The organism is Eubacterium callanderi (genome assembly GCF_900142645.1).
GTDB classification, from domain to species: domain Bacteria; phylum Bacillota; class Clostridia; order Eubacteriales; family Eubacteriaceae; genus Eubacterium; species Eubacterium callanderi.
Genome location: NZ_FRBP01000001.1, coordinates 22191 through 47699 on the forward strand (window position 1 = coordinate 22191; position 25509 = coordinate 47699).

Genomic DNA, 25509 nt, shown 5'->3' on the forward strand with positions numbered 1-25509 from the left:
TTTTTTCTGCAAAGTTGCTTAATATTCTTTAGAATCTCAATTTTTACCTCAAAAACTTCTTTATACGAAACTTTTAACCTGTTTTAATCTGTTTTTTGTATTTTTTGCTTTCTCAAGAAATCATTTTCACAAAAAAAAAGATTTATATGAAAACGTATTATTTCCCTGACCTTTTTAAAAATCATCCAAAAAAATGAAAAAACCCAGTTAAAATAACACTTTTACCGGGTTTGTTAAATATTAAACATTTTACTAATTTTTACACTTTTCCCTTTTAAGGGTCAATCACAAAACAATGATCTTCTTTCAAACGTTTTATCTCCTCTTTCGACACGACAAAAAATTCCTCCAATTCCTTGCTGGTCATCAGCTCCTTTGAAAGAATCACTTTAATGGCGGTTGGACGCATGCTGTAATTGTCCATTCCCGTCAGAATTCCCGGAATCGCGGAAAGCTTTTTCATGGGGATGAAAAAAGATAAATACGCAATTTCCGCCTCACAGTAAAGATTCTGCATGATGAAAATAATAAAATTATCCCGGATGTTCATGGAACCGTGATAAATCCCCTCGCACTTTTTATAGTTTTTAATATCTTCCGGCTGATAATAAAAGGTCGCGTAAATCTGACCGTTTGCCCGCTCTTCCCCAAGACGGATGTAAGAACAAAAATTTTTATGGCGCGACTGCTGGTAAAGATAAAAGTGGTCAATATTTCCCAGCTGGCTTTGAGTTACTTCCATCGTCTTGTCTTCTTTCGGTATATCCAAAAGATGAGAGACCCCAATGTTTAATGTCGAGGCAATTTCAAACAAAGTTGAAACATCCATACCAATCGCGCCTGTCTCATATTTTGAGATTGTCGCCCGGCTCTTACCAATGGTTCGAGCCATTTCATCAATGCTGATCTTTGCCATTTTTCGATACATCCGAACCTGAGCCCCAATTTGCGCATTCAATGAATCCCCTGTCATAATCTGCTCGCCCCCTATTTCTAAAAATAAAAAAACAAAAACAAATAAGATGTTTATTTCTAGTTGAATTCTACACGATTAAAAGAAGGACTGTCAACCTTTATTTAGAAAAACAAAAAATTTCAGTAATTTTAACAAAACTTTAAGCATTCACATATTTTGCGAAAAATAAATTAAAATAAGAGGATATGGCGTTTTGCCGTATCCTCTCTGCATTGTCATTTTCCGGTTATTTCACTCCACAGCTTTTTCTAAAATATCCACACATTTTCCAATTCCAAGCCTGCCCGAATCCAGAATCATGTGGTAGCCTTCGGGGGCACTCCACTTTTTGCCCGTATTCGCATTATAGTAACAGGCGCGGCGTTTATCAAACTTTTTCAGCACAACTTCTGCGTTGGCCGCGTCCACGCCGTAGGTCTCCACCGCCCGTTTTACACGGGCCTCCCAGCTGCTGTGGATAAAAACATTCAGGACATCTTTTCGTCTTCTCAGGGCGTGGCAGGCGCACCGGCCAATGATGACACAGGGGCCTTCCGCTGCCAGATCATTGATAATTTCAGCTTCTGCCAGCCGCAGCGCATCGTTCTCCGGCAGGCTGGGCGTATCGCCTATCAGGTTTTTGGACAGCATGTAGACAGAGTAGAAGAAGCTGTTGGTTGGTGTTTCTTCCAGCTCTTCAAGATATTCGGGGGAAACGCCTTTCTTTTTCGCAGCCATCTCCAGTATTTCTTTCCCGTAGTAAGGAATCCCCAGCTTTTCTGCTGTCCGGTAGCCGATTTCCCGACCGCCGCTGGCATATTCCCGTTCAATGGTGACAATATTGTATTTCATAATTGTTTTTTTACGCCTCCTCTTCCACTTCAAACTGGCTGTTATACAGGTCTGCGTAGAAGCCATTTCGGGCAAGCAGTTCTTCATGGGTTCCCTGTTCAATGATATCGCCGTCCTTCATCACGAAGATACAGTCTGCGTTCTTGATGGTGGACAGGCGGTGGGCAATGACAAAGCTGGTCCGCCCATGCATCAGGTTATCCATGGCCTTCTGAATGAGGATTTCGGTACGGGTATCGACAGAGCTGGTCGCTTCGTCAAGAATCAAAATTTTAGGATCTGCGAGGATCGCACGCGCAATGGTCAGAAGCTGTTTCTGCCCCTGGGACACATTGTTGGCTTCCTCGTTCAGCACCATACTGTAGCCATCGGGCAGTGTTCTTACAAAGTGGTCCACCTGGGCGGCCACAGCGGCCTGCTGAACCTCCTCATCGGTAGCGTCCAGACGCCCATAGCGGATATTGTCGGCAATGGTGCCGTTATACAGCCAGGTGTCCTGGAGAACCATCCCAAACAGGCTTCTCAGATCGTTTCTTCTAAAGTCCTTAATGTTGTGGCCATCCACCAGAATCGCGCCGGAGTCTACATCGTAGAAACGCATGAGCAGCTTGATAATCGTGGTTTTGCCCGCGCCGGTAGGCCCTACAATGGCGATCTTCTGGCCTTCCTTTACCTGTGCGGAGAAATCATTGATAATGATTTTGTTCGGGTTGTAGCCAAAATGAACGTGATCAAAGGTGACATTCCCCTGGACATCTGCAGGTGACACCGGATTCTGCGGGTCCGGCACCTCTTCTTCCTCAGCCAGGAATGTAAAGACACGCTCAGCCGCAGCCATAGTCATCTGCATGATATTGGACATATTGGCAATCTGTGAGATCGGCTGGTTGAACTGGCGGACATACTGGATGAACGCCTGAATATCCCCGACGGAGATGCGGCCGTTAACGGCCAGATAACCGCCCAAAATACACACAGCCACATAGCCCAGGTTTCCAATAAAGGCCATAATAGGCTGCATCAGGCTCGAGAGGAACTGCGATTTCCAGGCCGACCCATACAAGTTGTTGTTGAGTCCCTCAAAGGTTTTGTATGCTTCCTCTTCGTTGTTAAAGGCCTGAACCACTGAATGGCCGCCATAAATTTCCTCAATATGGCCATTGATGTGTCCAAGATATTCCTGCTGGCTGCTGAAATATTTCTGGGACCGCTTGACCACCAGTACGATGAACACAAAGGACAGTGGAATAATACACAGCGTTACCAGGGTCATCTGCCAGCTGATGGAGAACATCATGACCAGAATACCAATAACGGTTGCCACAGAGGTAATAATCTGGGTCAAACTCTGGTTAAGGGTCTGGTTGACCGTTTCAATATCGTTGGTTAAAAACGACAAAACTTCGCCGTAACTTGTTTTATCAAAATACTTAAAAGGGAGACGGTTTATTTTCGCAAATGTATTTTCACGCAGCTTGTAGGTGACTTTCATCGACACGCCTGTCATCAAAAATCCCTGGAGCGCTGAGAAAACAGCCGAGATAATATACAGTCCTACCAAAAACAGTAAAATCTTTGCGATACCTTCAAAATCAATGCCACTGCCGGTATTGGCGATCATATTCATCACGCCTTCAAAAATTTTCGTGGTTGCCTGTCCCAGAATTTTAGGTCCGACAATGTTAAAAACAGTTGAAGCGATAGCAAAGATCACGACAAAGGTCACGGCAACCCGATGGGGTTTCAGATAAGCTAAAAGTTTTTTAAGGGTACCCTTAAAGTCTTTTGCCTTTTCACCGCTCGCCATCACCGGCCCACGGCCCATGGGGCCACGGCGTTTTGGAGGCGTTGGAGTCGTTGCTTTCGTTACTTTATCAGACATTTCCTAATTCCTCCTTTGACAGCTGTGAGCTTGCGATTTCCTGATAGGTACCGCAGCTTCTCAATAATTCTTCATGGGTTCCCTTTCCGACCACGCGGCCTTCGTCAAGAACGATAATCTGTTCAGCGTTCATAATGGTATTAATACGCTGGGCAACAATCAGCACGGTAGCCTCCTCGGTATAATTCTTGAGGGCCGAACGCAGGGCTGCATCTGTTTTAAAGTCAAGGGCCGAAAAGCTGTCGTCAAAAATATAGACATCCGGTTTTTTAACAAGGGCTCTGGCAATGGATAAACGCTGCTTCTGCCCACCGGAGACATTGTCGCCGCCCTGGGCGATTTCACGCTCAAAACCATCAGAATTCGCGTTAATAAATTCCATAGCCTGGGCGATTTCCGCCCCCTGGCGCACTTCCTCCTCGGTGGCCTCTTTGCGGCCATAGCGAAGATTGGAATCAATGGTTCCTGAGAACAGAACCCCCTTTTGAGGGACATAACCAACCTTGTCGCGCAGGTCGTGGAGAGAGGCATCTCTTAAATCCACGCCATCCAGCGTAATAGCGCCGTCGGTCACATCATAAAAACGGGGAATGAGGTTAATCAATGTTGATTTACCTGAGCCGGTAGAGCCGATAAAGGCTGTTGTCTGTCCTGGATCAGCCTCAAAACTAATATCATGGAGCACGTCCTCGTCTGCGCCCTCGTAGTGGAAGGAAACATGGTCAAACACCAGGCGTCCCGGCACATTCTGAGGGAAGGGCTTTGGATTTTTAGGACTTTTGATCACCGGGTCCACTGCCAGCACTTCTGCGATACGTTCGCCGGAAACAGCGGCTCTGGGCACCAAGATAAACATCATGGAAATCATCAGGAAAGACATGATGATCTGCATGGCGTACTGCATAAAGGCCATCATATTACCAACCTGCATGGTTGAGTCCGCGATCTGATGTGCGCCAAGCCAGATAACCAGCAAAGTGGTACCATTCATAATAAGCATCATCAACGGCATCAGAAAGACCATTGTACGGTTGATAAAAAGGTTATTGTTTGTCACTCGTATGTTTTCTCTTTTAAAACGTTCACGTTCAAAATCCTGGTTCCCAAAGGCGCGGATCACCGACATCCCATTAAGGTTTTCACGCATGACCAGGTTCAGGCGGTCCACCAGCTTCTGAACAATTTTAAAACGCGGCAGCACCAGTGAGAAAGTCACTACAATCACTCCGACCAGCACAATGACCGACACAGCGATAATCCAGCTCATGGACGTGCTTTCCCGCAATGCCATAATCACCCCGCCAACCCCTAAGATGGGCGCGTAGCAGATCATTCGTATCCCCATGATCAGCAGCGTCTGCATCTGGGTGATATCGTTGGTGCTCCTCGTGATGAGCGAGGCGGTTGAAAACCGGTTAAATTCGGTGTTTGAGAAGGACTCAACCTTCTTAAAAATATCTCTGCGCACCACCTGTGAAAAACCAGCGGCTACCTTGGCGGCCAGCAGGCCAACACAAATGGCTGCGATAACACCAATCAGCGATAATCCCAGCATGATGCCGCCAATCTTAAGGATATACATGGTCTGTATATAGCTGGTGTCGGCGCCTAATTCTTTATAGAATTCCCTGACAAAAATGGCGCCTGTCTGCTGCTGGGTGGACTCTGGCGTCTGCACGGCCTTTTCTCTGGCGCTGTCGAACTGTTCCTTCGGCATCATTTTCAGCATAGGTGTCATTTCGTACAGCTTGGATAAATCCATGTCGTCAACGTTGGCTGTCATGTCCTCCTGGCTGGCTGTGCTTCCCTTCTGTTCGGCCATATCCTCTACGAAATTAATAAAAGTCCAGTCGGCCTCACCAAAGATGGCATCCAGCTTCGTGTAGGTATCCTCATCTGTGTTCCTGAGCACATAAGCACGCTCATTCTTCATTTCAGGATATTTTTTAATCTGTTTATCGGTCGCTGCCGAGGGCGTTACTTCCTCATAGGCCTCTGATACGGTTTTTTTCTGCTCATCGGTCATAAAGCTGGTGATAAAATCATATCCCTGCTCGCTGATGGCGTCTGGCGCGGCATGCTCGATCCCATTCTGCTGAATCCCCACATTGACAATATCGGACATGAAATTTGGCAGATTCAAATCCGACATTGCCTGGACAAACAGCAGAATAAAAGCCAGCAAAATCGAACCGATATAGGGTTTGAGATACTTTGCTAATTTTGTCATATTTGCTTCCTTTCTTTAATGTCTTACTCCGTTTTAGTTGCTTTCGCGGTTCAGCCGCTCGATGGTCTCGGAAAACTCATCCATCAAAGCGATAAACTGCCTGGTTTTTTCTTCTCCCATTTCCTCAGTTGTGCGAGTCAGCAGGTTGAGCATGGGTCTTGGTGCTGTTTTCAGCATGACCCTTCCGGCCTCGGTCAAATTGACATAAACAACACGGCGGTCTTTCTTGGTGGTGATACGCTCCACGTATCCAGCGTTCTCGAGGACGTTAATCATCTGAGAAACACCGGGCATCGAGCTGTTTGTCGCCTTGCTCAGCGTTGAGATACGCACCCCGGGTAGTGGTGCTGTTCCATTTTTCAAATGCTCATTTTCCTGCTCCTTACAGTGATTGGCAATACGCATCAGCATAAAAAATTCACTTTGGCGCAGGCCGTCAATGCGCTGCTTGCTCATGGTGTGAAACAGATTCTTTTTTACCTTGTTTAAACTGGCCAGAAACGTTTCCCCAAGGCTTTTCTCATGATCCATGATAAACTCCTTCCCTTTTGGGAACCAGACCTTCCGAAGCCAACGGAATCGCGGTCTCCATTTTTCTTTTGCTATCTTAATTATTACCCAACATAATAGTTAAGTAACTTAAATATTATTATAGACCTTTTTTGAAAGACTTCAAGAGAAAAGTAAAATCCGCAAACGATTTTCATGATCTTTTTGTTCAAAACAGGCTTTTTAAGCGGCTTTAAAAACCTGTAGCCTTTCTTAAAATAAAAAAAGACCAGATTCAGGAATCTGATCCCATATTTTGTACCACAAGGTACTGGTCGGTATCTAACAGCTGCGGATAACGCTCGAAAAGCTGATCGACCATCCGATTTGACCGCTCAATCATGTCCTGAATCTCCGCCTCGGTAAAATTCAGGTTGAGAGCAAAATTAAAACTGCGCACAACATAATCAAAGCATTCTGCGTAGGTCAGATCAAAGCCCTGATTAATTTTCCATTGCAGCGAACGCTGTATGCCGAAAATTGTCCCCAGAGCAAGCTTATAATTTTTTTCAAAGCTATAACCATTGGCCGGCATCTCACGGACAAGAGCTTCAAAAATTTCAGCCTGATTGCCTTCGTAAATGGATTCCTCCAGTAAGTCCTCCTTCATCACACCTGTAATAAAAGAAGCCATTCGCGGGTCGTGCTCACGGATGCGCATGGTCATATTTTGGAAATTGATAATAAAAAACAGGGGTTCCTCCTTCGGATCGACAAAATATTTCAGGTATGAGGCCTGCACCTGATAATCCTCCTTAAGGACCTGAATACCTATGTTTCGCTTACTGCCAAAATGATAGGTAATGAGCGCCTGGCTGACACCTGCCTCCTTTGCGATCTGGCGGCTTCCGACCTCATACCCTTTTTCAAAGAATAAACGCTTTGCTGTTTCATAAATAATCTGCTTCGCCTTTTTTTTATCCAATTTCTCTTTCACGTTTTTTCTCCCATCGCTGTCTTTTGTACTATTTAACCACAAAAAAAAAGATATTTCAAGCAATCCTTAAGAAAAACTATTCGCGAACAGTTTTTTCCTGTTCGCGAATAGTTTTTACTTGACTTTGAATTTGAAACCTGTTATTCTTAAGTCAACGTTAAAACCTGTTCGCGATCAGTTATTACTGGGAGGTAGTATGAATACATCTTTAAATGAAAAAACCCACGCGGTAAATAAAGTTTTTGAGGCTGTTTTTGATGGAAAAATGCCCTCGCGCGTTCCAATTCTCACAAACATTGATAATGCTTTCTGTCTTGAGTATGCCGGCTATAGCCTCAAAAAAGAACAGTACAGTATCGAAAAAACCCTGGAAGCCATTGACGTCACCACCCGCGATTTTGACGGGGACACGGTTCTCGGCATTACCATCCGTCTTCCACAGCTTTATAAAATTCTAGGCGCAAAAAACTTTAAAATGGGCGCCGATGGATTTTTACAGCATCCGGAGGTCCGCGGTATGGAGGTTGAGGATTACGACGCCTTTATTGCCGATCCGGTAAAAACACTCTGGCAAACCATTCTTCCAAGAATTTATGAAGAACTCAACCGCCCCGGATTTGAGGGGCAGAAGGTTCTGGCCAAGGCCTTCTTTACCTTTGCGAGCAGTATGGCCGCACTGGGTGAGGGCTATCAGAAAATTGCCGAAAAATATGGACGGAGCACCTATACCATGGCCTCAGCCGCTTCAGCCGAGCCGCTGGATACGCTTTCCGACCAGCTGCGCTCTTTCTCAGGCATCAGCAAGGATATCCGCCGCTGTCCGGACAAAGTCATTGCCGCCTGTGAGGCATTACTGCCGGTCTGCCTGAAGGCTGGTGTAAATCCTGCTTCAAGCCGCTATAACCGAACCTTTATCCCGCTCCACATGGCGCCGTACATGCGCGAAAAGGACTTCCTGAAATTCTACTGGCCAACCTTTAAAGCTTATGTCGAAGGGCTGAACGCCGCGGGAGCCGGCGCCAATCTTTTTGTGGAAGAAGACTGGTCCCGCTACCTGGACTATTTAAATGAGCTGCCTGAAAATACTTTGATGGTTTTTGAATATGGCGACTCTAAGGAAATAAAAGCAAAGGTAGGCAGCCGGCATATCGTCAGCGGCCTTTACCCCATCGGTCTCTTAAAATCGGGCACTGAGCAGGCATGTATCGACAAGGCAAAAGAATTAATCGACATCTTCGCCCCGGACGGCGGATACATTTTTGGCTTTGACAAAGCCATTCTCCGCCTCAATGACATTAATCCAGCGAACTTAAAAGCAGTATTCAATTTCGTACATGAATACGGAATCTATTAACAGGAGGCACCAATGACTGTAAAATCCGAATATTACACTGATTTTGAAGAAACCATGAATAAATATGATATTCCCGAGGAAGCCGCTCCCTTTGCGGCCGAAAGCCTGCAATCGGTCGAGGAACTTCTCTTTGGGTTTATGATCTACCTGATCTCCTGAGTGATGAGCAGTAAACAATATCTGAAATAAAAAAAGACCGTATCTGAATCGTACAGATACGGTCTTTTGCGTTGAATGCTATTTAATTGAGGCATCATAGATGCTCTTGATCGACTCTGCCAGCATGGCGTTAAATTCCGCGTCGCTCTGGCTCGCGTTCAGCCCTTCGGACAGCGCTCTGGAAAAGCTGGCGATAAGGCCCGGATTCTGTGCCAGCAGGGCGTTTGATTCCTCACGGGTATAGCCGCCGGACAGCGCGACCACGCGCACCACATGCTTATCGGCGATAATGTCGCTGTAGAATCCGTTTTCAGATGGAAGGCTGAGCTTAAACATCAGGCGGACATTGTCGTCCAGGGTATTCAGGCGGTCTAAAATTTCCGTTTTCAGTATTTTTTCGCATTCTGCTTTATCAGCGCTTTTGATATTGACTTCCGGTTCCAGTATTGGCACAAAGCCGGCTGCCGCAATTTGCAGGCCCACTTCAAACTGCTGGTCAACAATCTGTTTAATGCCAGCCGCATTGGCAGATTGAACGACTGAGCGCATTTTTGTACCAAAGATATGGCGGTCTGCCGCCCGCTTGAGCAAGCCGTCCAGATCCGGGATCGGCTTCATGAGCTGAACGCCGTCCTTTTCCTCGGCCAAACCCTTATCGACCTTTAAAATCGGCAGTATTCCCTTTTTCTCCCAGAGGTAATCGGCTGTGTAAACATCGTCAATGGTACGGTCCATGGTCTTTTCAAAAAGAATCGCCCCCAGAATATATTCTGATGTAAAGGCTGGGCTTTTGATGATCCGCGCCCGCATGGCGTGAACCAAATCAAACATCTCATCATCGCCCTGATAGCTGTCCTCAGCGATGCCGTACAATCTCAGTGCCTTTGGCGTGCTGCCGCCGCTCTGGTCCAGGGCTGCAATAAAGCCTTTGCCATTCGCCATTCTTTCCAGTTGCTCTTTCTTCATTGTATAACCTCCTGATCGGATCGTTTTGCCGGTCCTGTTTAAGTTTAAGATCGGGAGCGATGCGCTCCCACTCTCTTTAGTGTATACCTTTTCTCATTAAATATCAAGTGTTGTTTTTAATCCCTATGGGTCAAAAAAGCTCCAGTATTACACTGGAGCTTTTTGTCATTCCTGTTTTTATCCCAAGTATTCCTTACCGAGGCTGTCCGCGACCATAATCGCCGCGTAAACAGAATCAGCGGTTACCTCAAATGGCATATTGTGAATGGATTCGTCCGGGACAGTAGAAGCTTCAGCCACTGCACGGATCTTTTCTTCTGTGACTTCTTCAACGCCAAGTTCCTTGAGCGTTACCGGCAGTCCTACTGACAGGCAGAATTCCAATACTTCCTCGATTTCTTCTACTGGCGCGTCTTCCAGAACAAGCTGAACCAGTGTGCCAAAGGCTACTTTTTCGCCATGATACATATGGTGGCATTCCGGCAATACGGTAAAGCCGTTGTGGATCGCGTGGGCGCCTGCCAGGCCGCCGCTTTCAAACCCGATACCGCTGAGCAGTGTGTTGGCTTCGATAATTTTTTCAAGCGACTTGGTACAGCAGTTATTATCAGCTGCCAGCTTGGCCATAAAGCCCTCTTCAATCAGCGTGTCATAGCAAAGCTCTGCCAGATTCTGTGCCGCCATTGTCGTGGTGCCAGCCGCGCAGGTAGAGGCGTTGCTGGCTTCGCAGGCGCGCGCTTCAAAATAGGTCGCCAGTGCGTCGCCCATTCCGGCAACAACCAGACGCGACGGTGATTTCGCGATAATGTCGGTATCAACCAGAACAAGATTTGGGTTTTGTTTTAAGAACAAATAGCTTTCAAACACGCCGTCTTCGGTGTAAATAACCGACAGGGCGCTGCACGGCGCATCGGTGGAGGCAATGGTCGGGACAATCACAACCGGCAGGTCGTGATAATAGCCTACGGCCTTGATGGTATCAAAGGTCTTTCCGCCCCCTACACCAATCACAACATCAATCCCTTTTTCCTTACAGACCGCGCCGATCCGGTCGATTTCTTTCTTACAGCATTCCCGGTTAAAAGCTTCATAATCAACGGATACGCCGCTTCCCTCAAAGCTTTTGTCGAGCACAGCCTGATTTCGTTTCAGGCCGCTGTCTGTAATCAGGCAGAGTGCCTTTTTCCCCAATGCAGAAACATACTCTCCTAAACGGTACAATTCACCGGACCCCTGAACATATTTGCTTGGTGAAATTAAAATCTGAGCCATAATTACCTCCTCATGTTTGTAAAATTAGAGAACGAGCTGTCTTATTAGCACCAGCCATTCTTTACTTAATATTATAAAAGATTTTTCTTAATACTTCCATGCTGTTTCTCTCAATAACCTTTTTTTACTATTTATCCTCTAATTTTTACAGGTAAATAAAAGTACAACCTGTAAAAAAGGTCATTGTTCTATTTTTCCTTCTGCTGACGGTAGTCACTCTCATGTTTAAACACCGCCGCTCCCAGTATCAGCACAGCCAGGGCTGCCGCGGCAAAAATAGCCGCTCCAGCCTTGTTGTCAAAGACTCCGGTTGGGGCATTCTCACCTGTTCCGGTTATATTCTGGGTACCTGACGTTTGTTTTGGGTCCTCCTCAGAGGGATCCGTCATGGAATTCTGATTCTCAACCGCTTCATTTCCGGGCTGTGTTCCGGTATCCCCGCTGCCCCCCACGGCTTTCAGATTTTTTTCACTCATCAAGGCTGCCCACTCCTCCTTGCCCGAATGGTTTGTGATATAGCGCATCACCGCCTCCTCAGAAGCACCGTATTGGTTAAGCTCTGGCTTGACCGCCAGCTCAGGGTATTTGGAGGCGTTTGAAGCCACAAACTGGTTGGTCACCACGGTATAGGTACTGTCAAGATCAAGGGGAGCGCCGCCGATATCTACGGATACCAGCCGGTTGTCCAAAGACCTGGCTGGGTCATAGGCCACCTTCATACCGCCAATCTGCAGATAGGAACCGCCGCCGTTTGCAGGCCATTCGTGTTTTCCTTCCTGATAAGCCTTTAGGTTATTCGCCCCCATTTCAAGAGACTTTTCCAGAATGCTTTTCAGATCGGCCCCGGTAATTTTTTTGGTCACCAGATAATTGCCAAAGGGGGAAACGCCAATAACGCTGCCCTTAGTAATATCCCCTGCTGCAATGGACGCTCGAATCCCTCCGCAGTTCTCAAAGGCAATATCAGCTCCCGTCGTCTCCAGATAAGCTGAGGTAATCACCCTCCCCAGGTTTGTTTCTTCAGTATAGGTTTTAATCGCGCTGCCCTCCAGCGGTACGTCGGTTTTCCCAACAACCTGGTTTAAAACAGGCTTCTGCCGCGCTTCAATGTCTTCAATGATTTTTGAGACTTCCCAGTTTGATTCATACGCCTCAGCATCCGCCGGCGAAATAACGCGGCCGACTGTGTTGACGATTTTACGGCTGTCAGGCTCGTAAAAAATTTTCACAATACCGGCATTGCTGAAATAGGCGCCAGTCTGGGCAATCAATGTGTTTCCCACCACTTCGTCATACTGCGCATGCGTATGTCCGTCAATGATGACATTAATTTCCGGCACTGCCTTCGCAATGTCCCGGCTGCTCAGCATGCCTTCCTTTTCAGTCATTCCAATATGGGTAAGTGCGATAATAACATCACATTTTTCATCGTTTTTCAGTTTACTAACGGTCTTTTTCGCCGCTTCCACAGCATCGTCAAATCGGACATCCTTTACATTTTCCGGCGCGGTTGAGCTGTAAATATCCGGGCTGATCAGTCCGAAAACACCAACCTTTACCGAGACTTCCTCACCACGCGTTACGGTTTTTGTCATGTAAGGCTGAAAATAATTCTGACCATCGGAGGCATTAACGACATTGGCGTTAAGCAGCTTAAAATTCTTTTGGGCCTTATCGGCCCTGCCCTCTGAATCCTCCGTTTTAACAGCTGGTTCTTCCGTTCCCAGCGCCTTCAACGCTGCTGCGCCGTAATTAAAATCATGATTTCCAGGACATACCGCATCATATCCAACTGCACGGAGCAGCTCCGCAGTGCTTTTCCCCTGTTCAATCGTCGCAAAAGGCAGGCCGTGGAATGCATCCCCTGCATCCAGTATCAAATCTGCATTCTCCTTATCGGCAATGGCCTTGACCTTTTCAAAGCCAACCGTACTGGCGCTGTTTTTATATTGTCCATGCGTATCGTTGGTGTGCACAATGGTCAGCGCGATGGTTCCATCTGGCGGATTATCGTTACCATCCTGGGCAAAGGCGGGGTTCACGCCGGCCAGAAACAGTAGGGCCGCCAAAGTAATGGCTAATATTTTTTTATACATTATAATCTCCTCATCATTCGGGTGCTTTATTCTAATCTATCAAGGTATTATATCATGTTTTCCCATTAAAATAAATTTAAAAAAGATGATACGGCGTTCTGCCGCATCATCTTTCCGTATTATTCTTCTTCGGTATGGCCATTGAAGGCGTCCAGCTCAGCCTGGGTTTCAGGTACCCTGACGCTTCCGTCAGAAATCGCCTTCTGCCATGTATCATATATGGACTGAAGCTCCGGTGTAATATTGCCGCCTGCGCTGCCAAGGGTAATTCCCCCGTTTCCCACACCATACTCGTAAATGCCGCCCTTAAAACTGCCGTCCATCTGCATTTTTACAGCGTCGTAAGCTGCGTTGTCAACATTTTTGACCATTGAGCACAGGATCGTCGGCGCAAACTGCGGATAGACAACCGCCTGGTCCTGATCAACGCCGATAAACCAGTAACCGCCAGACGCGGCGTTTTCTATGACGCCGATATTCGAGCCGCCCGCAAAGCCGAAAATAACGCCGGCTCCCTGATTGTGCTGTTCTCCGGCCACCTGCCCCGCCTTTTCGGCATCATTAAAGCTGCCGATATTGCTGCTCACCACAACATTTTCCGGAGAAACGGCTTTAATGCCGGCGCGGTAGCCAATCTCCGCGCTCTTTACCACAGGAATATCCATACCACCGATGAACCCCTGAACCCCTGAAGTGTCATTGGCCGATGCCGCCAGAACGCCCATCAGAAAAGCACCCTGGGCATTGTCAAAATTCATCGAAACAAAATTTGCCGGCAAATCAGCTCCCGCGTTTTTTGGGGTGGTTCCGTCAATCAACGCAAAATGGATATCTGGATTTTGAGCCGCCGCTGCCAGCAGCTGATCACTGTGGCCTGTCACACTAATGATCATCGCCGGTTTTGCCTGAATCGCAGCCTTAAGATTCTCATTGTATTGATCATCCGTCTCACTCTGAAGAATTTTCAGGTCGTACTTCAGCTCACGGGCGCCCTTTCGCAGGCCGTTGATGATACTGCTGTTAAAAGAACCATCCTCAACACCTCCGACACCGGCCGCAAACATGATAACGGGTTCCTCATAAGCCTTTTCACTGTCCTTTGTCTGACATCCACCAAAACTGAGGGCAGTCAGCAGTATGAGGATAACCGCTGCCAGCCGTTTCATGATTCTGCCACTTCCGAGTAATCCTCAATATATTTGATGGCGCTGACAGCCGCAATCGCTCCATCTCCCGCCGCTGTCACCACCTGCCGCAGAGATTTACGGCGCACATCGCCAGCAGCAAAGACGCCTGGAATGTTGGTGCACATATCTTCATCGGTGATCAGGTAGTCCCGTGCATCCTTTTCTAAAGTGCCAACAAAGTACTGAGTGTGTGGGATCTGGCCGACATAGACAAACACCCCCTGTACCGGGATCTCTGTCAGAGCGCCGTCCTTAACATTTTTAACCACAATGCTCTGGACCAGCCCATCGCCTTTAATCTCCTCAACCACGCTGTCCCATACAAAGCGGATTTTTTCATTTTCCATGGCGCGCTCCTGAAGAACCTTAGCGGCACGCAGCTTGTCTCTGCGGTGGATAACCGTTACTTTAGACGCAAATTTGGTCAGATAAATGGCTTCCTCAATGGCCGTGTCGCCGCCACCGACAACCGCAATTTCAAGGTTCCTGAAAAAATTGGCGTCGCAGGTAGCGCAGTAGGAGACGCCCAGTCCACGAAACTCAAGCTCTCCCGGGCAGCCAAGCAGTTTTGGCTGGGCGCCCGTTGCTACGATAATCGCCTTTGTCTGATATACCGTACTGCTTGTGGTTACCTCAAAGGTCTGTCCGGTTTTTTCAAAATATTTAAACTCTTCCGTTTGAAATTCAACGCCAAAATCCACACACTGCTCCCTCATTCTCTCAGTAAGAGAAGGGCCAGTGGTATCTGCCGGCGCTCCGGGATAATTTTCGACCTCCCAGCTGGTAGCGATCTGACCGCCAAAGCCGCCCTTTTCAAGAATGAGTGTGCGCATCTGCCCTCTGGCGGCATATAAACCCGCCGCCAGCCCGGCAGGGCCACTCCCGATAATGATAATATCATAATGCATTAGTAAATTACCTCCTCAATTTTGTTGACGCCGCGCTGCTCCTTAAGCTCCAATATGTCATTGGCAATATTGGACGCATGGTCGCCGACACGCTCAATGTTCGCCAGCAGATCAAGATATACAACACCCGCGTAGGCGTTACACTGTCCTTTATTCAGGCGGCGGATATGTTCATTTTTGAGCTTATCGGTCAGCGCGTCAATCTGGTCTTCTTCGTTTAAGACACGTTCGCAGAGGCTTCTGTCCTCTGTCTCAATCATCTGGCTCACATCGTTCAATGTTCTGTTTGTAAACTCAATGAGATTTTCCAGATCGGTTGTCGCAACATCACTCAGGGCGATTTTTTCACGATTTTTCATTTCAGCCAGCTCACTGATATTTTCAGCATGATCTCCGATACGTTCCAGGTCATGGCTTCCCTTCAGATAAAAGGCCAGACGGTCATTTTCCTGTTCCGATACATTCATATTTGAAAGCCTGACCGTAAAGTCCATAATACCATGCTCAAATTCGTCAATGCGTTCTTCACGCTCAATAATCTTTTCAATCAGTTTTTCATCACCTGTCATGACTGCGTCACAGGCAGTTTTAAAGTTTTTCTTTGCCATTTTGCTCAGGCGGATGACCTCCTTGCCAACCTGGCCAAGGGCAACCGACGGGTTATTGAGAAGACGTTCGTCCAGCTGCAGCCCCTTTTCCTCTTCGGCTGTGGGAAACATTTTTTCCAGCAGCGTTACAAACCGGTCAATAATCGGCAGCAGCACAATGGTATTGGCCACATTAAAGAAGGTATGTGACATGGCGATCTGGCGCGCGACATTGGGCAGTACCTGACCCGTCTCTGTGATCGTCGTTCCTGAAATATTGACAATCAACTCATAAATCGGATTGACAACCGCAACTGCATCAATAATACCCAGTACTATCATTACCCATACCGCTCCGAAAATATTCACAAAAAGGTGGATGAAGGCCGCGTTTCTGGCCGCGGTGGATGTTCCGATGCTGGATAAGAGCGCGGTGACACAGGTCCCGATGTTTGTACCGATCATAATCGGAATACAGATCTGGATCGCGTCTGTTCCGCCGACGCCAGCGAAAACGCCGGAAATAGCCAGAGCCTGAAGCAGACCGAGTGTCGCGCCGGAGCTCTGCATAATGCCCGTGATGATTGTGCCCAGCAGCAGACCGAAAATCGGGTTTTTGCCATAGGTCGTTAGCAGATGTATAAACTCCGGGCTGTCATTTAATGGCTCCATGGTTGAAGACATCAGATTGACGCCGAAGAACAAAATCCCAAAGCCCAGCAGAATACTCCCCAGATCCCGCGCGCTTTTCTTTTTGGCAAAAAGAGCCATAAAGGTACCCACACCGATAAAAAAGGGTGCGACCGCTGTGACGTTGAAGGCAATGAGCTGTGCCATTACGGTGGTCCCAATATTGGCTCCCAGAATAATCCCAGCCGCCTGGGTAAGCGTCATCAGTGATGCATTAACAAAACCAACCACCATAACCGTCGTGGTGCTGGAGCTCTGAACCATAATGGTGACAATGATCCCACACAGCACAGCTTTAAAGCGATTGTTTGTCAAAATCTCCAAAAGATGCTTCATCTTATTACCGGCAACAATCTTTAAGCCCTCACTCATCAGATGCATCCCATAGATAAACATCCCCAGGCCCCCAAAAAGACCAATAAACATCGATAATGTCATACTTTCCTCCACATAAGCATAATCTCGTTTTCTGTACTTTTTCTTAAACACACTTATAGGTATTTTAACACTAATCGCTCTGTTTTTTAACAACAAATTTACTTTTTTATAAATTATTTTTAGGCACTGTTTTTTGATAGAAACTGTGGTAAAATAGTAGGATAAACGAAATTTGTAGGAGGATACTATGTCTGCATTCACGATGAATGAAATTGTCAGCCTGGCAAAAATGAGAGGAATCGTTTTTCCAGGATCTGAAATTTATGATGGTCTCGCCAACAGCTGGGACTACGGCCCGATCGGGGTCGAAATGAAGAATAATGTAAAAAGAGCCTGGTGGAAGAAATTCGTCCAGGAATCACCTTATAATGTCGGCCTTGACGCTGCGATTCTGATGAATCCGAAAACCTGGGTTGCTTCCGGCCATGTCGGCGGCTTTAATGATCCGCTCATGGACTGCAAGTCCTGTAAAACACGTTTTCGCGCCGATAAGCTGATCGAAGACTATTTTCACGCAAAGGGTGAGGAAGCGGTTGTTGACGGCTGGTCCAATGAAAAAATGATGGATTTTATCCGCGAAAACCACATCAAGTGCCCCGAATGCGGCGCTGAAGACTTCACCGATATCCGCCAGTTTAACCTGATGTTTAAAACCTTCCAGGGTGTCACAGAGGACAGCTCATCCGAAATTTATCTGAGACCTGAAACCGCCCAGGGGATTTTCGTCAATTTTAAAAACGTACAGCGCACGACCCGTAAAAAAATTCCTTTTGGTATTGGACAGATTGGTAAATCCTTCCGTAACGAAATCACGCCGGGTAACTTTATTTTCAGAACACGTGAATTTGAACAGATGGAGCTTGAATTTTTCTGCGAGCCCGGTACTGATCTCGAATGGTTTACCTACTGGAAGGACTTCTGCCGCAACTGGCTGTTCTCCCTTGGCATGAAAGAGGAAAATGTCCGTTTCAGAGATCACGAAAAAGAGGAACTGTCCCACTACTCCAATGCCACTACCGATGTTGAGTTCCTGTTTCCCTTTGGCTGGGGTGAGCTCTGGGGCATCGCGGACCGTACCGACTTTGACCTCACACAGCATCAGAATGTTTCGGGCAAGGATATGCAGTACCAGGATCCGGTAACCAACGAAAAATACCTTCCCTATGTCATTGAACCATCTCTTGGGGCTGACCGTATGTTTTTGGCATTCCTGTGTAACGCCATGGAAAAGGAAACCCTTGAAAACGGCGAAGAACGAAATGTAATGAAGATACACCCCGCACTTTCTGCCTATAAAGCCGCTGTTCTCCCGCTGTCTAAAAAGCTCAGCGAAAAAGCAACGGAAGTATATGCCCAGCTCGCTAAGCACTTCATGGTCGATTATGATGAAGCTGGCAGCATCGGCAAGCGTTACCGCCGTCAGGATGAAATTGGCACACCAATTTGTATAACGGTAGATTTCGATACGCAGGAAGACAATGCCGTCACCCTGCGTGACCGTGATACCATGGAACAGGTCCGCCTGCCCATTGATGAAGTGGTCGGCTATATTGAAAAGAAAATGGACTTCTAGAACAAAAAAGAAGATACGGCAAAACGCCGTATCTTCTTTTTTAAAGCTCGTAAGTCATGTAAAACTCTTCCATGTCCTCTCTGGTCGATTCGTCCAGAGCATATTTTTTAACGTTCCGTATTGCACCCTCGAGGGCGGCCAGCTTGTTAAGATTCAGATTCTGGACACCGCCTCGTTTAAGCCGGAGAAAGGCCTCTTTGCTGCCAACCTTGCGCAGTTCGTCCGGGGTGTTGATCCCAACCTTTTTCAGGTCCTTTTCAAACCCAAGACCTATGTTTAACATGTCGTGCAATTCTTTAATCTGATCCAGTTCGTTCATTTTTGTTCCTCCATTTATATCATCGATTATTCAAATTTCATTATGCGTTCGGCTGATAGGTGCCATCGCAATAGGTGGCGTATCCGCCTGATAAAAGATAAAGGTTATTATATCCGCATCCCCGCAAAAGGCGGACCGCCGTATAGGCCCTCTGGCCGGTACCGCTGCAGATATAAAGCGGCAGCCCTCTCTCCTGAGGCAGCTCATCCAGCCGCTCGCGAAGACAGTCTAACTCAATATTAACCGCACCGCTGATATGACCTTTATCAAATTCTTCCGGTGGCATGACATCAAGCAGAAATCCGCCATCTGCTACAATACCTTCTATCTCATCCCAGGGAATGGTTTTATAAACCCCTTCACTAATATTCCCCGCAATGGTGCCGAGAATATTAACAGGGTCCTTGACCGTAGAATAAGGTGGTGCGTAACAGAGCTCCAGACAGGCAAGATTCCTTATAGTAGCCCCCAGGCGCATAGCCGTTGAGATTACATCGATCCGTTTGTCTACCCCTTCCTTCCCCACTGCCTGTGCACCAAGAATTTTAAGGGTTTTGGGATCATAGATAAGCTTCAGATCAATAAGCGAAGCTCCGGGATAATTGTCTGCGTGGCACAGCCGGTGTGCGTGTACCTCCTGATAGGAAATACCCATTTTTTTAAGACGGGCAACATTATTTCCAGTCGTCGCAGCTGTTTTACCGAATATTTTGAGGATAGAAGTTCTCTGGAGACCGTTGTTAACAGTCGGTAAACCCGCCAGATGATCTGCGAGCACACGCCCCTGCCTTGTGGCCGGTCCCGCAAGCCCTGCCGCATCCGGCTGCTTGTCAACAAAATTTTGTACCTGAACCACGTCTCCAATGGCATATATACCGTCCACCGGGGTCAGCAGATCCGCATCCAGCGCAGCGTAGGTCTGGGTTGTAACAACATAACCCGCTTCGCTTACCCGCAGTCCTGCCCTTTGGGCCAGCCCACTTTCTGGCTTCACGCCCATTGTCAGGATCGACAGATCACAGTCCAGCGTACGTCCCGACTCTAAAACCAGCGTTTTTCCTTTATTCTCAAAACGGCTGACACCGTCATCCAGGACAAGGCCTACGCCATGCACATTGAGCTCACGATGAAGAATCTGGGCCATTTCAAAATCAAAGGCTCCCACAACCTGCCGCTTTTTTTCGACAATGGTAACCGTCAGCCCCAGCCTCTGCAGATTTTCAGCCATCGCAAGGCCGCCAAAACCACCACCGACCACGACAGCATGCTTGGGAGTAAGGGTCATAAGCGCTTTTTTAAGAACATCAGCATCCTGAACGTCTTTTAGTGTAAAGGCATTTTCAGCTTCATCCATTCCCGGCAAATCCGGCACAGTAGGTCTGGACCCTGGCGAGAGAACCAGCTTGTCATAGCTTTCTTCGTAGGTTTCGCCCGTCTCTTTTTCTCTGACCGTAATGCTTTTGTCGTCGCGGTTGATGGACAGCACCTCACTGCCGCAGCGGATATCCAGACGATAGCGCTTTGCCAGTCCAGAAACCGTTTGAAGCAGCTTCCGGCGTTCCTCTATGACGCCTCCAATATAATACGGAAGACCACAGCCGGCGCAGCCGGTATGCTCACTGCGTTCAAACAAAATGATCTCATCTTCCTCGTTCAAACGCCTCAGCCTTGCCGCAGCCGACGCACCGCCGGTTACACCGCCGACGATCAGTATTTTCTTCATCTAACTTCCTCCTCAGAAGTGCGCTCCCATGTCGAGATTTTGACATGGTTATTGAACTTATGACACTTTTATACCCAACTTTACTGCAAATAAAAACAAGTTGCTATTTTTTCATAATATGCCCATTATACGTTTAAAAGAAACATCTGTCAATGTGAGCAGTCGCTTTTCCAAAGTAATTTAAAAAAGTTAATGAAAACCCTTTGGTGTTCATGTTAATATAAAAGTATCAATGATTATAAGGAGGCTCTCCATGAGAATAATGATCATCGAAGATGATCCCAAAATCCGTCAGGAGCTCAGTGAATTTCTGAACCGCTACGGCTATGATCCCGTTTTCCCAGACAGCTTTAAACACATTACCACATCCATTCTGGCCAATCCGCCGGACCTCATTCTTCTGGATATTAACCTGCCGGTTTATGACGGGTATTATATCTGCCGGGAAATCCGAAAACAATCGGATGTTCCCATTATTATTGTCACCAGCCGGGACAGTGAATTTGACGAACTGATGAGCATGAACCTTGGCGCAGATGATTATATTACGAAACCCTACAATACTCAGATCCTTCTGGCGCGGATCGCTTCTGTGCTCAAACGGGCCAATCCCTCTTCCGGTTCCACTACCATGTCTCATAACGGACTGACCCTTGACTTATCCCGAAGCGTAATTCAGTCCGCCATAGGGGAGACCGAACTGACCAAAAATGAAGTTGGTATTCTCCGCCTTCTGCTGTCCCATAAAAACGAAATCGTCTCCCGCGAGGCCATCATGAATGCCCTCTGGCAGTCCGATGCATTTGTGGACGACAATACCCTCACCGTCAATATCAACCGCCTGCGCCGCAAAATCAGCGAAATCGGCCTGAAGGATTACCTCGTCACCAAACGTGGCCAGGGCTATATGGTGTAACGCATGCGGTTTCTGGATTACGTAAAAGATAAGCTTCTGTTTTTGTCGGTTTCAACAGTGCTGCTGGTTTTTATGGGCTTTAGCCTGGAGCTCCTGCACGTCGATAAAGGCTCCCGCCTTTACCTCCTGCTCGTGCTTTTCTTTGCTTTGTCTCTTGTCTTCTGGGTTGAGTTTTTTATGAAAGCCCACTTTTATAATGACGTCTGTAAAAAACTCAGCCGGCTTGACAAAAAATATCTTCTATCTGAGCTCATCAACCGGCCTTCGCTCAATGAATGCCGCATTCTGTACGAGGTGCTGAAAACCGCCAGCAAGAGCATGAACGATGAAATTGCCGTCTACCGGCGCAGCTCCAATGAATATCGGGAGTACATTGAAACCTGGGTTCACGAGGTCAAGACCCCCATTGCTTCAGCCGAGCTTATCATCGAAAATCATCAGACACCTGTAACACTCTCACTCGGTGAAGAAATCGACCAGATTGAGCGCTATGTGAATCAGGCTCTTTTTTATTCGCGCAGCAGCGGCGTCGAAAAGGACTATGTTATCAAAAAAACGTGTCTTCAGAACCTGGTAAACCCTGTCATACGAAAAACCGCTAAAACTTTCATCCGTCAAAAAATCAAACTTTCCACCAATGGGCTGGAACATGAAGTATTTACCGATCCCAAATGGACGGATTTTATCCTTGGCCAGCTTTTGGACAATTCGCTGAAATACCTGGACTACAGCTCGTCCACCCCGGCCGAGATCACTGTTTCCGGCGCCTGTAATGGCGCTGAGATTCTTCTCTCCATTGCTGACAACGGGATCGGTATCCCGCCAGAGGACATTGACCGGATCTTTGATAAGGGCTTTACAGGCAGCAACGGCCGCCGGGGCAGCGCCAAGGCGACGGGCATTGGCCTCTATCTCTGCAAAAAGCTCTGCCAGAAACTGGGACTTGGCCTGAGTGTCGAATCCGTGTCCGGACGCGGAACAACCGCCACCATTCATTTCCCTGTCCTGGAGCAAATGTGACAAAAATGTAAGCTTTCCGTAAGCAACTTCGATGGTTTGTCAGGCGGCACAGCGGTATACTATGACCATAAAAGATAATACAACCAAAGTGCTTTAAGGAGGTTACTTATGGAAAAAACAACACCGATACTGTCTGTACAGCATATCGAAAAATATTATGGAAATAACGGAAATATCACAAAAGCTGTTGACGACATCAGCTTTAATGTAAACAAGGGCGAATACATTGGTATCATGGGCGCCTCAGGAAGCGGTAAAACCACACTGCTGAACTGCGTGTCTACCATCGACTCCGTGACCGCAGGCCATATTCTGATCCAGGACCGGGACATCACCGAGCTGCGCTCGCGTCAGCTTTCACAGTTTCGGCGGGAACAGCTTGGCTTTATTTTCCAGGATTTCAATCTTTTAGACACCCTGACCGCCTACGAAAATATTGCCCTTGCGCTGACAATTCTCAGGGTACCGGCAGCGACCATCGACAAGCGGGTGCGCAGTGTGGCCAAGCGCCTGCAGATTACCGATATTCTAGAAAAGTACCCCTATCAGATCTCCGGCGGCCAGAAGCAGCGTGTTGCCAGCGCAAGAGCCATCATCACCAAGCCTGCGCTCATTTTGGCCGATGAGCCCACCGGGGCGCTGGATTCCAAATCTGCCCGGATGCTGCTCGAGGCCTTTGACACCCTCAACGAACAGCTTCACGCCACCATTCTTATGGTTACCCACGATGCTTTCACTGCCAGCTACTGCAAGCGCATCCTTTTTATAAAAGACGGTAAAATCTTTAACGAACTGATTCGGGGCGATGACAGCCGCAAGGTTTTCTTTAAACGCATTATTGATGTTGTCAGCCTTTTGGGAGGAGGGAACAGCGATGTACTCTAAGCTTGCCTTCCGCAATGTACGGCGCAGCGTCCGGGATTATACCATCTATTTTCTGACTCTGACCTTTGGCGTCTGTGTCTTTTATGTCTTTAACTCCATCGAGTCCCAGCAGGCCATGATGAGCATCAGCTCAAGCGATGAGCAGGCTCTCCAGAGCCTGACAATGATCATGGGCTATGTCTCGGTGTTCATCTCGATTATTCTCGGATTTCTGATCCTTTACGCCAATAAATTCCTGATCAAACGGCGTAAAAAAGAGCTTGGCATCTACATGACCCTAGGCATGGACAAAAGTAAAATGTCCTGGATTTTAATGCTTGAGACCCTTCTGATCGGCATTGTCTCACTGACAGTCGGGCTGATTCTGGGATTCTTCCTTTCCGAAGTTCTGGCCGTCGTAACGGCCAAAATGTTTGAAGCGGCCTTTACGGAGTTTAAATTTGTTTTTTCACCCGCTGCCTGCGGAAAGACCATTCTTTATTTCAGTCTGATTTTTATCATGGTCATGCTGTTTAATACACTGTCCATTTCAAAATACAAGCTCATCGACCTGCTGAGCGCAGATAAGAAAAATGAAACCTTTAAAATCAAAAAGCTCTGGCATTCTGTCGTTATTTTTACCGCCGCTGTCATTTTTATCAGTGTCGCCTACTACCTGATCATTGACAATGGCCTTATGGACATAGGCCCCCAGTTTGCAGCCGCCCTGGCCTGTGGCTCTGTGGGGACACTGCTGTTCTTCATGTCCTTATCTGGTTTCCTGCTCCGCCTTGTCCAGTCCAATAAAAAGCTGTACCTTAAAGGGCTTAATATGTTCGTTCTCCGCCAGCTCAATAGCAAGATCAATACCACCTTTATTTCAATGACGGTTATCTGCATCATGCTGCTGTTCACCATCGGCACCCTGTCAAGCGGAATCAGCCTGGCCGATGTGCTTACAAGCTCAGCCGAGAAGACCACTCCCTTTGACGCGACCATTACCAGCGGCCCGGAAAACCCTTACCTGGATGACCAGCCGATTTATGCGGATATCGCCGCCGAACTGGCTGCTCAGGGGGTCGACTTGAACCGTTTTGCCGGAGAAACAAGCCAGATCACCTACCATCTCAGCGATGTGCCAAACGCGGTTTTATTTGAGTATTCTACAGAGGGCGTAAAAAACATGCTGACCGGTGAAGCCTTCGAGCGTTTCAAAAAAAACCCAATACAGGTTGTTTCTCTTTCTGATTTTAATGCCCAAATGAGAGCGCTCGGAAAAGACACCCTTACACTAAGCGAGGGACAATTCCGTATCTTTTATGATATGCCCCAGATCACCCCATCTGTGGATACCTTCCTCGAAAACAACGGAAAGGTTACCTTAAACGGAGCCACGCTTGAAAGCGCAGGACCGGCCATTAACTGTACCATTGGCACAAACTTTTCATTTAGCAACAGCGGTACACTCATTGTGTCCGATGCCCTGGCACAAAATCTCCCTTTTGACAGCGCGCAACTCAATATCAATTACAAAGCGCCTGCAGAGGCTTCAAGCGAAATTTTAAACCAGTATGCCGGCCTTCTGACACCACAAAACGGCTTCTTAACCATCACCCGGGAAGAAATGTATGCGCAGGGTACCGCCATGAAAATCACCACCTCCTATGTAGGGATTTACGTGGGTATTATCTTCCTCATTGCCAGCGCTGCCATACTGGCGCTCCAGCAGCTCTCCGAGGCGTCGGACAACACTGAACGCTACGCCTTGCTCCGTAAGATCGGCGCAGAGGACAAAATGATCCGCCACGCTCTTTTTGTTCAGATTGCCATCTATTTCCTGATGCCCCTGGCGCTCGCTGTCATTCACTCCATTGTAGGGCTCAAAGTCGCCAATGATTTTATTGCTTTCTTTGGTCATGTGAATGTCGCGGGAAACACGGGTGTCACCGCGCTGATTCTTGTACTCATTTACGGCGGCTACTTCCTCGCTACCTATTTTGGCAGCAAAAATATGATCAAGGCATAACCAAAA

The 25509-nt window shown here is 47.4% G+C and carries 21 protein-coding genes; 7 read left to right on the top strand and 14 right to left on the bottom strand.

Annotation, left to right across the window (positions count from 1 at the left end; translation table 11 throughout):
• Positions 1-274: 274 nt before the first annotated feature.
• The 6 genes from BUC22_RS00130 to BUC22_RS00155 all read right to left on the bottom strand — a co-directional run bounded on the left by BUC22_RS00130 (position 275) and on the right by BUC22_RS00155 (position 7405).
• On the bottom strand, positions 275-973 hold the full coding sequence (locus BUC22_RS00130; protein WP_013381727.1) for a helix-turn-helix domain-containing protein: 699 nt from the start codon (positions 971-973) through the stop codon (positions 275-277).
• 234 nt (positions 974-1207) lie between these two features.
• On the bottom strand, positions 1208-1807 hold the full coding sequence (locus BUC22_RS00135; protein ID WP_041689919.1) for a cytidylate kinase-like family protein: 600 nt from the start codon (positions 1805-1807) through the stop codon (positions 1208-1210).
• A gap of 10 nt (positions 1808-1817) precedes the next feature.
• Complete coding sequence (locus tag BUC22_RS00140) at positions 1818-3689, bottom strand: ABC transporter ATP-binding protein (protein WP_013381729.1); 1872 nt, start codon at positions 3687-3689, stop codon at positions 1818-1820.
• A complete protein-coding gene (locus BUC22_RS00145; protein ID WP_013381730.1) occupies positions 3682-5919 on the bottom strand; it encodes an ABC transporter ATP-binding protein in 2238 nt (745 codons plus the stop codon). Before BUC22_RS00145 ends, BUC22_RS00140 begins: the two co-directional genes overlap by 8 nt.
• 33 nt (positions 5920-5952) lie before the next feature.
• Positions 5953-6450, bottom strand: coding sequence for a MarR family winged helix-turn-helix transcriptional regulator (locus BUC22_RS00150; protein ID WP_013381731.1), 498 nt, complete (start codon positions 6448-6450; stop codon positions 5953-5955).
• A 253-nt stretch (positions 6451-6703) separates the two neighbouring features.
• Positions 6704-7405, bottom strand: coding sequence for a TetR/AcrR family transcriptional regulator (locus BUC22_RS00155; protein WP_013381732.1), 702 nt, complete (start codon positions 7403-7405; stop codon positions 6704-6706).
• A gap of 196 nt (positions 7406-7601) precedes the next feature.
• Here BUC22_RS00155 and BUC22_RS00160 point away from each other — a divergent pair, with 196 nt between their 5' ends.
• Entirely contained in the window at positions 7602-8759 is a 1158-nt protein-coding gene (locus tag BUC22_RS00160) for a uroporphyrinogen decarboxylase family protein (protein WP_013381733.1), read from the top strand.
• Between the two features lie 12 nt (positions 8760-8771).
• Complete coding sequence (locus BUC22_RS22010) at positions 8772-8918, top strand: hypothetical protein (protein WP_167495274.1); 147 nt, start codon at positions 8772-8774, stop codon at positions 8916-8918.
• Positions 8919-8996: 78 nt separating this feature from the next.
• On the opposite strand, the gene BUC22_RS00165 is transcribed toward BUC22_RS22010, so the two are convergent.
• The 6 genes from BUC22_RS00165 to BUC22_RS00190 form a co-directional block, all read right to left on the bottom strand.
• On the bottom strand, positions 8997-9884 hold the full coding sequence (locus BUC22_RS00165; protein ID WP_013381735.1) for a fructose bisphosphate aldolase: 888 nt from the start codon (positions 9882-9884) through the stop codon (positions 8997-8999).
• Between the two features lie 177 nt (positions 9885-10061).
• Positions 10062-11156 (bottom strand): glycerol dehydrogenase, encoded by a 1095-nt coding sequence (locus BUC22_RS00170; protein ID WP_013381736.1) that lies wholly within the window; start codon positions 11154-11156, stop codon positions 10062-10064.
• A gap of 188 nt (positions 11157-11344) precedes the next feature.
• Positions 11345-13252, bottom strand: coding sequence for a bifunctional metallophosphatase/5'-nucleotidase (locus BUC22_RS00175; protein WP_013381737.1), 1908 nt, complete (start codon positions 13250-13252; stop codon positions 11345-11347).
• A gap of 119 nt (positions 13253-13371) precedes the next feature.
• Positions 13372-14418: a BMP family lipoprotein gene (locus tag BUC22_RS00180; RefSeq protein ID WP_013381738.1), complete on the bottom strand. Its 1047-nt coding sequence runs from the start codon at positions 14416-14418 to the stop codon at positions 13372-13374.
• Entirely contained in the window at positions 14415-15347 is a 933-nt protein-coding gene (gene trxB / locus BUC22_RS00185; protein WP_013381739.1) for a thioredoxin-disulfide reductase, read from the bottom strand. The genes BUC22_RS00180 and trxB overlap by 4 nt, the downstream gene beginning before the upstream one ends.
• Positions 15347-17062, bottom strand: a complete 1716-nt coding sequence (locus tag BUC22_RS00190) for a Na/Pi cotransporter family protein (RefSeq protein WP_013381740.1) — start codon at positions 17060-17062, stop codon at positions 15347-15349. Before BUC22_RS00190 ends, trxB begins: the two co-directional genes overlap by 1 nt.
• Positions 17063-17249: 187 nt before the next feature.
• On the opposite strand from BUC22_RS00190, the gene BUC22_RS00195 reads away from it, so the two are divergent.
• A complete protein-coding gene (locus tag BUC22_RS00195) occupies positions 17250-18635 on the top strand; it encodes a glycine--tRNA ligase (protein WP_013381741.1) in 1386 nt (461 codons plus the stop codon).
• A 40-nt stretch (positions 18636-18675) separates the two neighbouring features.
• On the opposite strand, the gene BUC22_RS00200 is transcribed toward BUC22_RS00195, so the two are convergent.
• On the bottom strand, positions 18676-18954 hold the full coding sequence (locus tag BUC22_RS00200) for a TfoX/Sxy family DNA transformation protein (RefSeq protein WP_013381742.1): 279 nt from the start codon (positions 18952-18954) through the stop codon (positions 18676-18678).
• 40 nt (positions 18955-18994) lie between these two features.
• The gene (locus BUC22_RS00205) at positions 18995-20677 is read right to left on the bottom strand and encodes an FAD-dependent oxidoreductase (protein WP_013381743.1); all 1683 of its coding nucleotides are present in this window, start codon (positions 20675-20677) and stop codon (positions 18995-18997) included.
• A 253-nt stretch (positions 20678-20930) separates the two neighbouring features.
• Between BUC22_RS00205 and BUC22_RS00210 the strand changes: the two genes are divergently transcribed.
• From BUC22_RS00210 to BUC22_RS00225, 4 genes are all read left to right on the top strand, one after another.
• Positions 20931-21593 (top strand): response regulator transcription factor, encoded by a 663-nt coding sequence (locus tag BUC22_RS00210; protein WP_013381744.1) that lies wholly within the window; start codon positions 20931-20933, stop codon positions 21591-21593.
• A 3-nt stretch (positions 21594-21596) separates the two neighbouring features.
• Positions 21597-22613 carry a sensor histidine kinase gene (locus BUC22_RS00215; RefSeq protein ID WP_013381745.1) on the top strand — a complete coding sequence of 339 codons (1017 nt, stop codon included), beginning with the start codon at positions 21597-21599 and terminating at the stop codon, positions 22611-22613.
• Between the two features lie 108 nt (positions 22614-22721).
• The gene (locus BUC22_RS00220) at positions 22722-23498 is read left to right on the top strand and encodes an ABC transporter ATP-binding protein (RefSeq protein WP_013381746.1); all 777 of its coding nucleotides are present in this window, start codon (positions 22722-22724) and stop codon (positions 23496-23498) included.
• Positions 23488-25503: an FtsX-like permease family protein gene (locus BUC22_RS00225; RefSeq protein WP_073381795.1), complete on the top strand. Its 2016-nt coding sequence runs from the start codon at positions 23488-23490 to the stop codon at positions 25501-25503. Before BUC22_RS00220 ends, BUC22_RS00225 begins: the two co-directional genes overlap by 11 nt.
• Positions 25504-25509: the final 6 nt, after the last annotated feature.